Here is a 9,762-nt window from a genome sequence, read left to right on the forward strand (position 1 = left end):
CCGCGTCCTATCAATCCAACCGTAACCAAATCACCTGCTTCGTTTTAGTCGTAATTTTAAATCGGTCGTCCATTCGAACGCCCGCCACCCATGCAATGCGTTGTTTCGATTCCAGCACAAACAGTTTTTCTTTCGCCGTTTTCGACAGCTTTTGATCAATCAACATGCGGGCTACTTTTTTCTTTTTGGCCATGCTCAAGGGGTAGCAATAATCACCCGCCGTCCATGGGCGGAATACCATTGGAAATGTTGCTATGCTTGCATCGAGCAATACTTCATTGGCTGGTAGTTGAGGCACATTTTCCTGCTGCCATGCTTTGGTTTGCCAGGTTAGTTTCCCTTGCGGCGTCTCCAAAGTTCCGGCTGGCTCATCCATTAAATAATGAATCGGATCTGCGGCTTGCAGCGGTGCAATAATCAACCATTTGCGATGCCTGATAATGCGCCACTGATTACCCTGCAGATAGCTGCCGCTATTGGCGTTGCAGAGTTTCAGTACTTCATCTATTTGTGCTTCGCCAAAACCAAAAGGCTGAATGAGTTCGTGTACAATGCTGCGCAGTGGCGTGGCTTTCAATAAAGCCAGTACAGGTATATGCCATTCGCTGCCCTGCTGATGTAGCAATTTCTTTTTGTGTAGTTGCAATGCTTGCTGGTACAATTGTTTGGCTTCTTGTAAATGACCGATGGTATGGACAATGTTTTTTGCTACCTGCGGAAAATATGCATTGGCGGCAGGCAACCATTCGTTGCGAATGAAGTTGCGGGCATAATCATTGCGGCTGTTGCTGCTGTCTTCTACCCAACTGAGTTGTTGTGCTGTGGCATAGGCTTCTATCATTTGGCGGGTTGCAAAAAGCAACGGCCGGATGATGTGATTTCTTTTCGCAGCAATGCCTTGCAATCCGTCCAAACCTGTGCCTCTCAGCAGGTTGATGAAAAAGGTTTCCACCGAATCATCGGCATGGTGTGCAGTAGCCAAAAAGCAACGTTCACCCGCTTGTTGTTTAGCTGCCAGCAGTTCATCAAACCAATGGTAACGTATTTGCCTTGCTGCAACTTGTACCGAGCATTTGTGTGCCACTGCATAGGCATGGGTATCTACCCGAATCACTTCTACAGGCATGTTCCAATCCTGCGCCAGTTGGCAAACAAATTGTTCATCCCGAATGCTTTCTTTCCCCCGCAGTTGAAAGTTGACATGCGCCAGCGTAACAGGCACATTGGCTGTTTTGAGCAAATGCGCCAACACCACACTATCTACCCCGCCGCTAATGGCCAGCAATACGCTATGGCCAGCTGGCAGCAGGGCTTGCAGCTCTTGTTGAAATGTAGCAAACAATGGATGTACCAATCGGTGAGTTTTAATAATCAGTCAGGTCTTCCCAGGCGGCCTGCAGCTCGTTGTATGCATGCATGTCACGGGCCGCTTTGGCATGTTGCATGCCTTTTTCGTAGGTAGCAATGGCCTTGTCTTTTTCTCCGGTACGCTCCAGCAGTTTGGCCAAATGATAATAAGTGCCAATGTAAGTCGGGTCGTGAGCCAGCACATTTTCAAATAGTGGTTGTGCGGCGGCATCATCGCCCAGTTTGATGTATTCCAGTGCCAGCGCATGCTGCAAAAAACTATCGTTGGGTTGCGCCTGCAGGTATTCTTTTAATTTGTCAATTCTTTGCATGTTGCTGGTAAAAATTTCTCCAAAATTGCAGAACATGTCAACCTTGCTCCGCTATATTTGTAAATAGTTGCATAAACAACCATTTTTTCTAATCAATCATTAGCCATATGAAAATTCTGGTTTGTATCAGTAAAACACCTGACACCACGGCAAAAATAGCCTTCACAGACAACAACACGAAGTTTGCTGATGCCGGCGTGCAGTTTATTGTGAATCCTTACGACGAATGGTATGCCTTGGTGCGTGCCCTCGAATTGAAAGAAGCTGGTGTAGCCAGCCATGTTACCCTGCTCACAGTTGGTGCGGCCGATGCCGAGCCCATCATGCGCAAGGCCCTGGCCATTGGCGGCGACGATGCCATTCGGGTGAACGCCGAAAGCAGCGACAGCTTTTATATTGCCAGCCAAATAGCTGCGGTAGCAACCGAAGGTAGTTACGACCTCGTACTCACCGGTAAAGAAACCATTGATTACAACGGCAGCAGCATTGGCGGCATGGTAGCCGAACTGCTCAACCAGCCTTTTGTAAGCCTGGCCACCAAACTCGACATTGCTGGTGGTACCGCAAGCCTGAGCCGCGAAATTGAAGGTGGCGAAGAAAAATTGGAAACCTCATTGCCGCTGGTGGTAAGCTGCCAGAAAGGAATGGCCGAACAGCGCATTCCCAACATGAAAGGCATTATGGGTGCCCGCACCAAGCCTTTGGCGGTAAAAGAACCGGTAGCAGTAGAAGCCCTCACCACCGTAGTGTCTTTCGAAATGCCTCCGGCTAAAAGTGGTGTGAAGCTTGTATCTGCCGATACCCCCGAAGAGCTCATCCGCTTGCTGCACGAAGAAGCGAAAGTGATATAAAAACCCCATCCCGATTGCTATCGGGACCTAAAGGGGCTTTTGAGAAACTCTTTTCATCACACAAAAATGAAATATAAATACAAGGGTTAGCCAGCTTCTGAAGCTCTATTGAACCAAGTTGTGTCACTCCCTTCAACTATTTCAACCGTACTCAACACAATATTCAATTTCATCACACTGCATTTTCAAATTTCCAAATTCTCAAATTTTCAAATTATCCTATGGTACTCATATTCGCCGATCAGGCCGATGGTCAAATAAAAAAATCCACTTTCGAAGCGCTGAGCTATGGCAGCAAACTGGCTGCCCAACTTGGTACCACTGCCGAAGCAGTTGTACTAGGCGCTGTAGACAATGCTTCCCTCGAAGCATTGGGCAACTATGGTGTCAGCAAAGTACACCACGATGCTAACGCCGCATTCAACCAGTTTGATGCACAGGTGTACACCAAGGCTATTGCAGCATTGGCGACGCAGGCCGGCGCCAAAGTGATTGTATTCAGCAGCAACACCAGCGGTAAAGCCGTAGCACCCCGCCTCAGTGCCAACCTCAAAGCAGGTTTGGTAAGCGGTGCCATTGCCCTGCCCGATACCAGCAATGGTTTTGTGGTAAAGAAAAACGTGTTCAGCGCCAAGGCTTACGCCAATGTGCAACTACTGACCGATGTAAAAATCATTGCCCTCAGCCCCAATGCTTTTGGCGTTCATGCCACAGGTGGTGCTGCAGCAGTAACTGCTGTAAGCCTGCCAGCTGATGGCGGAAAAATAAAAGTAACGGCTGTAGAAAAAGTAACCGGCACCGTGCCCTTGGGCGAAGCCGAGCTGGTAGTAAGTGGTGGCCGTGGCCTCAAAGGCCCCGAAAACTGGGGACTGGTAGAAGACCTGGCCAAAGCCATGGGTGCCTCAACAGCTTGTAGCCGCCCTGTAGCTGATGCGCATTGGCGTCCGCACCACGAGCATGTGGGCCAAACCGGTGGTGCCATCGCACCTAACCTGTACGTAGCCATTGGCATTAGTGGTGCCATTCAGCACCTGGCTGGTGTAAACCGTAGCAAAACCATTGTAGTTATCAATAAAGATCCGGAAGCGCCTTTCTTCAAAGCAGCGGATTACGGAATTGTAGGCGACGCCTTTGATGTGGTACCCAAACTCACAGAAGCCGTGAAGAAGCTGAAGGGTATTGCATAAAGCCTTTCGGATTTTGGTTAGAAAAGTCACACCTGCGGGTGTGGCTTTTTTGTTGGGAAAAGTGTGCCGGCACTCGCTGGCATTGGCGCTTTCTAACAGGCATTTCATGTATTTTTGCCCCGATCATGCACAAGATAGAACTGGAAATAGTAGCACTTTCCCACAGTATTACCAATACGAATTCCTATGCCGTGGTGTTGGGAGAAGTGAATGGTACCCGTCGCATTCCTATTGTGATTGGGGCCTTTGAAGCTCAGGCCATTGCCGTGGTACTGGAACATATTCAACCCAGCCGGCCTTTGACGCATGACCTGATGAAAAATTTCATGCTGGCTTTTAATATCGAGCTACAAGAAATTGTGATTTCTGATTTGCAGGAGGGTATTTTTTATTCGAAACTGGTATGCAATGCAGCCAACGATACTATTGAAATAGACAGTAGAACCAGCGATGCATTGGCCTTGGCGGTTCGTTATGGTTGTCCTATTTATACTTACAACCACATTATCGAAGAGGCAAGCTTGCATGTGGAAGGCACTTCCTCCAGTGCCAGTGGAAGCAAAAAGAAAAAAACGGCCAAGGAAGAAGAACCTGTGCCGGTAGAAGGCGATGATTACAGCCGCATGTCTCTATTACAGTTGCAAGAGTTGCTCGATGAAATGGTAGCCATTGAAGATTACATCAAAGCGGCTGCCATTCGTAACGAAATCAACAACCGGAAAACCGGTCGCTAATTTTCAACCTTATTTTATAGCAATACCGCATGGTCATTTTTCCCAATTGCAAAATCAATATTGGCCTCAATATTGTGCGAAAGCGGGAAGATGGTTATCATGATTTGGAAACGGTGTTTTACCCCGTACCGGTGCATGATGTACTGGAAGTAGTGCCACACCACGAAGATGCATTTGTGCAAACCGGCCTCAGCATTGATGGCAACAGCAGCAACAATCTTTGTGTAAAAGCTTTGCAATTGGTGAGGTCCATTCAACCGGATTTGCCCACTGTAAAAATGCATTTACACAAAACCATTCCCATGGGTGCCGGGCTGGGTGGTGGCAGCAGCGATGGAGCTCATACACTCCTGTTGCTCAATAAAAAATTCGGGCTCGGGTTCAGCCAATCACAGCTTATTGATATGGCGCTCCAATTGGGTAGCGATTGTCCTTTTTTTATTTTGAATCAACCCTGTTTTGCCTGGAGCCGTGGCGAAATGATGGAGCCATTGTCGTTGCCATTAAGTGGTTATCAGTTGGTACTCATCAATCCGGGTATTCATGTAAATACGGGCTGGGCTTTCAAACAAATTACGCCACAACCTCCGGCTTTTTCTTTGCAAGAAATAGCCACGCTTCCCGTAAAAGAATGGCAGCATGTAGTGAAAAATGATTTTGAAAAAGTTGTGGGAATGGCGCATCCTACCGTTGCCGAAATTGTGCATTACGCCTACACGAACCAAGCAGTGTATGCCTCCATGAGTGGCAGCGGCAGCACTTGTTTTGCGTTGTTTGAAGGGCATCAAACCTTGCCTGATTTTTCACCGTTTCCCCACTGCTGGATACGCAAGATTAAATTGTCGTGATTCGGTTGGCACTGCCATTTTTTGACTTAGTTTGCCCACCCAACAGTTAACTTTATCGCATGTCGGAAGAGCTGCAGCAGGAACTGGAACAAGCCCTCACTATCAACGAACAATTTGAAGCGTTGATAGCCGAAGCGGACAAGCTGGCCATCGCCGAATTTCTGAATGATCAGAACATCAGCGACGTGGCCAACCTGGTGTATGCCTATGAAGAATATGAAGCACAAATTATTGCCAGCCTTTCTATTCACCGGGCGGCCAGTGTGTTCAAAATTCTTGACCTCGCCGAGCAGAAACGCATTATCACAGAACTTCCTCCTTTTAAAACAGCCGAGCTGCTGAACGAACTCAGTGCGGATGACCGTACCGACTTTTTGGAAGAACTACCCAGCAGCGTGGTACGGGAGCTCATCAAATTGCTGAATCCTGAGGAACGCAAAACCACCCTCAGTTTGCTCGGCTATCCCGAAAACAGCGTGGGCCGATTGATGACGCCCGACTATGTGTGGGTGTACGAACACAATACTGTTGCAGAATCTATTGAGCTTATTCGTCGTTTCGGCAAAGACTCTGAAACCATTGATGTGATTTATGTAATTGATGAAGACGGCAACCTCGTCGACGACATCAAAATCAGGGACATCATTTTATCTTCTCCCGATAAAAAAATTAATGAGCTCATAGATGGCCGTGTGATTGTATTGCATGCCGATGATGACCAGGAAGTGGCGTCGGATGTGTTTAAAATGAATAACCGCGTAGCCCTGCCGGTTGTGAGCAAAACGGAAAAGCTGCTCGGCATTGTTACCATCGATGATATCCTTTGGGTAGCTACCGAAGAGTACAGCGAAGACATGCAAAAAATTGGTGGTACCGAGGCCTTAGATGAACCCTATCTCGACACATCTGTATGGAATCTGTTTCGAAAGCGGGTGGGCTGGCTGGTGATTTTGTTTTTGGGCGAAATGCTCACCGCCTCGGTGATGCAATACTTTGAAGAAGAAATAGCGAAGGCTGTTGTATTAGCACTATTCATTCCTCTTATCATCAGTAGTGGTGGTAATACCGGTAGCCAGGCAAGTACGCTTATTATTCAGGCATTGGCCACCGGTGATGTGGCCATAACAGATTGGTGGCGGGTATTTAAAAGAGAGATTTTAAGTGGGCTGATGTTGGGTACGGTATTGGGTGTAGTTGGCTATTTCCGCATATTGGTGTGGCATGCCATTTTCCCCAATGTGTACGGCGATCATTACCATTTGGTTGGTTTAACTGTTGGCATCACCCTATTGGGTATTGTACTGTGGGGTACACTCAGCGGCTCCATGTTGCCATTGGCATTGAAAAAATTAGGCGCTGACCCAGCGGTTAGTTCTGCCCCTTTTGTAGCCACACTGGTAGATGTAACAGGATTGGTGATTTATTTTTCCGTGGCCTACCTCTTTTTGCAGGGCATTCTGCTCTAGCTTTTTTTAACGCAGAAAATACCAGATTCCTTTCGCTGCAGTGCTGGCGGCACTTACCTTTGCGCCTCAAAATGCAACACTATGAGTAATCGTACTTTCACCATGATTAAGCCCGATGCAATGGCCGATGGTCATGCAGGTGCCATCCTGGACCAAATTATCAAAGCTGGTTTTAAAATCGTGGCCATGAAGCAAACCCGCCTCAGCATCGAAAAGGCTGGTGATTTTTATGCCGTACATAAAGAGCGTCCTTTCTTTGGCGAACTGACTGAGTTCATGAGCAGCGGCCCCATTGTAGCCGCTATTCTGGAAAAAGAAAATGCAGTAGCTGATTTTCGTACACTCATTGGTGCTACCAACCCTGCTAACGCTGAAGAAGGTACCATCCGTAAGCGTTTTGCCCGCAGCGTAGGCGAAAACGCCGTACACGGTAGCGACAGCGATGAAAATGCTGCCATCGAAGGCAACTTCTTCTTCTCTGCTTTCGAACGTTTTTAATATAGAAAACGATAGAAAATAAAAAGCCCGGCAGGATAAATTCCTCCGGGCTTTTCTTATTTGGCTGTAGCCGATGGCTTCATTTCGTTGAGCAAAGGAGTAAGCGTGTATCCGGCATTTCGCAGCAGTTGAATGACGCCATTTTCTCCTGGCAAATGCCCGGCGCCTACGGCAAATAAATTGCTCGATTCTTTCATCAGTGCCGGCATTTTTTGTACCCAGTTTCTATTTCGGCCATACAGTAGTAAATCAAGATTACCTTCCAGCGATCCTTCTTCTTTAATAGTAAGTGCATTAATTTTTTCGAGGTCTTGTGCTTTATATGCCTCTAATAACTGTTGTACTTCTGTATTGTCAACGCCTGCACTATCAATAGCTTTCAGTAATTCTTTTGCCTGTGTAGCATAGGGTATGCTATCAAACAACCCAGCTTGGTAAGACATGGTTTCCAAACCGAGAATTTCCTTTTTGCGTTTAGCCGCTTCTGCTAAAATCATCATTTCCATTCCATTGGTGGCTTCACATTGCATGGCTTGCTCCGCAATCATAGCACTCAACAGTAGTGGCTTGTACCTTTCTAAAACTTTAAAAGGCAGTGGACTTTTTCCTTGGAAATATGCGGCAACCCGATCGTATTCATCCTGCGTTAGAAAATCGCGAATGCCTTTCCCATCTTTCATTGCCATCGCTTTAATAGAACCAATCATTTCCACCATATTGTCCAGATCAACTTCAAAATACACCTGTTTGGTGCTATCGAGTACCTGCTGCAATTGAGATGAAACAATTGCATCCTTGGCACACATAATGTGCATAGTGCCAAATAAATAAGAAGGCTTAGCCAATTGATTGCCGGATATACGCCAAAGCAGGGTTTGCGGTGTGCTGTTTTCTGCTATCGGAGCCTGAGCAGTACAGCCTAAAAAAAGCAAACTAAAAAAGGAAACAAGCGGAGAAATAATATTTTTTTTCATGAAGATTGATCCTATTGAATTGCTTATCAATACATTTAGTTATTAATGAGGCAAATGACCTTTTAAATAAATAATTTATTATTTGTAGTATATACAATTTTTGGCACGGACTTTGTACTTTCATAACTGTTTAAGGGTTTAGGGTTTTGAAAATGGGGGCTGTCTAGCCTCCTTTTCTTTTTTCTACCTACCACACCTTCGGGCAATCCATACCTTTTACACCAGATTTACCTCTGTTAAAAAGTCCGCCAAGGCTAAATCTTCCTGAATTACAATCGTTTAGTTTTAATCCAAAAGTTAATCCGGCAAAATAGTACCAATCCTTTTGCCCGGCATTTCCTCTCAAGGTGTTCGCTGCCGGATAAGGCGCACCATTGTAATCATCACCACGCCAGGCCAAATCAACAGCCAACGGTCCTCTGCCACTAAGTAGTAGGTTCTGATCTGCATAACGGCCACTCACATCGTCTAAATAATCCGTGAAAGTTTTAGTATGCCTGAATTCCAATCCAACATTCAGATTACAGTTGAGTTGCCATTTAATACCCATGCCATACGGAATACAAAACTGAGTGAGCTTATACATTTCCTTTTCAGGATAGGCTGCTAAACCTTGCCCTTCTGTACCCAACGGCTGTAAATACACTCTTGTACCAGTTGCTCCAGTAAATGTATAGGGATCAAACTTGAACACACCAACGCCGGCAAAAACGTATGGTCTCACAGAAGACTTTTCACTACTCAGAAAGCGATATTCAACAGCAGCACTAAATTCTTGTATGCCACTTCTGAAGTTGAGGTTCCGAAACTGTAGCGATTCTTTGTTGTTCGCATCATCGCCAGCAACACTGCCAAAAGAAAAACCAGCCCTTAGATATATATTGTCCGTAACACCATATTTAACTATGGCGGCTGCACCAAAACTTGCATTCTGTCCGGTAACAACAGCAGGCTGCAAATCTCCCTGATAGTTACAAATGCCTGCAAAAAAGTCAATATCAATTCGCTGTGCAATTATTGAAATTGGCAACAAACATGCCCACAAAAAATGGAGAAAAATCAAAGTTTTTTTCATCACTATAAAGACGAATTGTTATTCAATTAAAGTTTGGCTGCATTACCTGATACCGCTATTTTTGCAGCCCGAAAATGTTCGGGACGTAGCGCAGCCCGGTAGCGCACTTGCATGGGGTGCAAGGGGTCGCTGGTTCGAATCCAGTCGTCCCGACCAAAGAAAAGAGATTGTCGATAGACAGTCTCTTTTTTCTTTTAAACGTGGTTGAATAACCTTTATTACACTAAAATATTTTCATCAGTAAAATGGTATCAAAATAAATATGATACAAGTTGTATGTTGAACTATACTCTGTTTACAATCTTGATGACTGCAACTTAGGTTGAGTGAACATGCCTGAGATCGTAAAAGGCTTACACCTTATAGCCGTGTTATACAACCGAAAAGTAAACAATTACAATCATCTTCTACAATCACCTTCACATGATTGTTGCAGGATTCTTGGTGTTG

The 9,762-nt window shown here is 45.8% G+C and carries 10 protein-coding genes and 1 tRNA gene; 7 read left to right on the forward strand and 4 right to left on the reverse strand.

The genetic code is table 11. The features are described 5' to 3' along the window. Nucleotides 1-10 precede the first annotated feature (10 nt). On the reverse strand, nt 11-1,354 hold the full coding sequence (gene tilS / locus V7Q13_RS15385; RefSeq protein ID WP_333801558.1) for a tRNA lysidine(34) synthetase TilS: 1,344 nt from the start codon (nt 1,352-1,354) through the stop codon (nt 11-13). A gap of 10 nt (nt 1,355-1,364) precedes the next feature. Then, on the reverse strand, nt 1,365-1,679 hold the full coding sequence (locus tag V7Q13_RS15390; RefSeq protein ID WP_333801559.1) for a tetratricopeptide repeat protein: 315 nt from the start codon (nt 1,677-1,679) through the stop codon (nt 1,365-1,367). Between the two features lie 107 nt (nt 1,680-1,786). On the opposite strand from V7Q13_RS15390, the gene V7Q13_RS15395 reads away from it, so the two are divergent. From V7Q13_RS15395 to V7Q13_RS15420, 6 genes are all read left to right on the forward strand, one after another. Further along, nucleotides 1,787-2,530: an electron transfer flavoprotein subunit beta/FixA family protein gene (locus V7Q13_RS15395; RefSeq protein WP_333801560.1), complete on the forward strand. Its 744-nt coding sequence runs from the start codon at nt 1,787-1,789 to the stop codon at nt 2,528-2,530. A 221-nt stretch (nt 2,531-2,751) separates the two neighbouring features. Further along, nucleotides 2,752-3,717, forward strand: coding sequence for an electron transfer flavoprotein subunit alpha/FixB family protein (locus tag V7Q13_RS15400; RefSeq protein WP_333801561.1), 966 nt, complete (start codon nt 2,752-2,754; stop codon nt 3,715-3,717). A 125-nt stretch (nt 3,718-3,842) separates the two neighbouring features. Next, nucleotides 3,843-4,451 (forward strand): bifunctional nuclease family protein, encoded by a 609-nt coding sequence (locus V7Q13_RS15405; protein WP_333801562.1) that lies wholly within the window; start codon nt 3,843-3,845, stop codon nt 4,449-4,451. Between the two features lie 29 nt (nt 4,452-4,480). Next, nucleotides 4,481-5,299, forward strand: coding sequence for a 4-(cytidine 5'-diphospho)-2-C-methyl-D-erythritol kinase (gene ispE, locus V7Q13_RS15410; RefSeq protein WP_333801563.1), 819 nt, complete (start codon nt 4,481-4,483; stop codon nt 5,297-5,299). 59 nt (nt 5,300-5,358) lie between these two features. Then, entirely contained in the window at nt 5,359-6,765 is a 1,407-nt protein-coding gene (gene mgtE / locus V7Q13_RS15415; protein ID WP_333801564.1) for a magnesium transporter, read from the forward strand. An 81-nt stretch (nt 6,766-6,846) separates the two neighbouring features. Further along, the gene (locus V7Q13_RS15420; protein ID WP_333801565.1) at nt 6,847-7,263 is read left to right on the forward strand and encodes a nucleoside-diphosphate kinase; all 417 of its coding nucleotides are present in this window, start codon (nt 6,847-6,849) and stop codon (nt 7,261-7,263) included. Between the two features lie 56 nt (nt 7,264-7,319). Here V7Q13_RS15420 and V7Q13_RS15425 read toward each other — a convergent pair whose 3' ends face one another. Further along, complete coding sequence (locus V7Q13_RS15425; protein ID WP_333801566.1) at nt 7,320-8,237, reverse strand: TraB/GumN family protein; 918 nt, start codon at nt 8,235-8,237, stop codon at nt 7,320-7,322. Between the two features lie 187 nt (nt 8,238-8,424). Next, nucleotides 8,425-9,312, reverse strand: a complete 888-nt coding sequence (locus V7Q13_RS15430; protein WP_333801567.1) for a DUF6089 family protein — start codon at nt 9,310-9,312, stop codon at nt 8,425-8,427. Between the two features lie 79 nt (nt 9,313-9,391). Here V7Q13_RS15430 and V7Q13_RS15435 point away from each other — a divergent pair. After that, nucleotides 9,392-9,468: transfer RNA gene (locus tag V7Q13_RS15435), tRNA-Pro, on the forward strand. Nucleotides 9,469-9,762: the final 294 nt, after the last annotated feature.

This window comes from Phnomibacter sp., assembly GCF_036803085.1.
GTDB lineage: Bacteria > Bacteroidota > Bacteroidia > Chitinophagales > Chitinophagaceae > Phnomibacter.

Bases quoted from the DNA above. Each gene is read 5' to 3' on its own strand.
- V7Q13_RS15430 (WP_333801567.1), bottom strand. From the start codon at position 9,312: ATGAAAAAAACTTTGATTTTTCTCCATTTTTTGTGGGCATGTTTGTTG.
- V7Q13_RS15405 (WP_333801562.1), top strand. From the start codon at position 3,843: ATGCACAAGATAGAACTGGAAATAGTAGCACTTTCCCACAGTATTACC.
- V7Q13_RS15420 (WP_333801565.1), top strand. From the start codon at position 6,847: ATGAGTAATCGTACTTTCACCATGATTAAGCCCGATGCAATGGCCGAT.
- ispE (WP_333801563.1), top strand. From the start codon at position 4,481: ATGGTCATTTTTCCCAATTGCAAAATCAATATTGGCCTCAATATTGTG.
- mgtE (WP_333801564.1), top strand. From the start codon at position 5,359: ATGTCGGAAGAGCTGCAGCAGGAACTGGAACAAGCCCTCACTATCAAC.
- V7Q13_RS15425 (WP_333801566.1), bottom strand. From the start codon at position 8,237: ATGAAAAAAAATATTATTTCTCCGCTTGTTTCCTTTTTTAGTTTGCTT.
- V7Q13_RS15395 (WP_333801560.1), top strand. From the start codon at position 1,787: ATGAAAATTCTGGTTTGTATCAGTAAAACACCTGACACCACGGCAAAA.
- V7Q13_RS15400 (WP_333801561.1), top strand. From the start codon at position 2,752: ATGGTACTCATATTCGCCGATCAGGCCGATGGTCAAATAAAAAAATCC.
- V7Q13_RS15390 (WP_333801559.1), bottom strand. From the start codon at position 1,679: ATGCAAAGAATTGACAAATTAAAAGAATACCTGCAGGCGCAACCCAAC.